Here is a 621-nt window from a genome sequence, read left to right on the forward strand (position 1 = left end):
TGAAAATGTTGTTAATAATAACACTGAAAAAGATTATCCTACTGATAGTATATCAAGTTTAGATTTTGATGATAAAGCTGAAATAAACAATCCTCTTATAGGTAAAAAATTCTATTATTTATATAAAGGTGAAGATGATGGAGAACTCTTTCTTGCTGTAGATGATGATATGCCTACAATTGTATTTATCAATGATACGCTTATGGATAATTGGAATACAATGGAAGGTAATAAATGGATCATAGAGAAAATAGAAAAAAAAGATACTCTGCTAACTTATTTTGTAAAGATGGAAAATGGGGAGACTTTTAATTCTTTATGTTTGAGTTATAATGCTAAAAAAGGATTAATGTATAATATAAGAAAAGATACAACCTTTATACTAATAGATTCATTGTATATTAACAAAATAAAGAAAATTGCAACAAAAACAGAATTTTCGGATGATTAATGAGATATGTAAAATCAAATGAAGAAAAATTTATCCACTTTAAAATCAAATCAAATGAACAATCTACTCAGCCATTATCCTGTGAATTGGATAGACGGAATGAAGCTAAGCAGTAGCCATTTTATTGCTGTGCGACAGCGTTAGAGATGCCATAGCCTTGCAAACCACAG

The 621-nt window shown here is 28.3% G+C and carries 1 protein-coding gene; it reads left to right on the top strand.

What is annotated here, in order from left to right:
- The coding region (locus HMPREF9075_RS13350; RefSeq protein ID WP_009414738.1) for a hypothetical protein at positions 1-451 on the top strand (451 nt) is incomplete at its 5' end.
- Positions 452-621: the final 170 nt, after the last annotated feature.

The sequence above is a fragment of the Capnocytophaga sp. oral taxon 332 str. F0381 genome, assembly GCF_000318275.2.
GTDB lineage: Bacteria > Bacteroidota > Bacteroidia > Flavobacteriales > Flavobacteriaceae > Capnocytophaga > Capnocytophaga bilenii.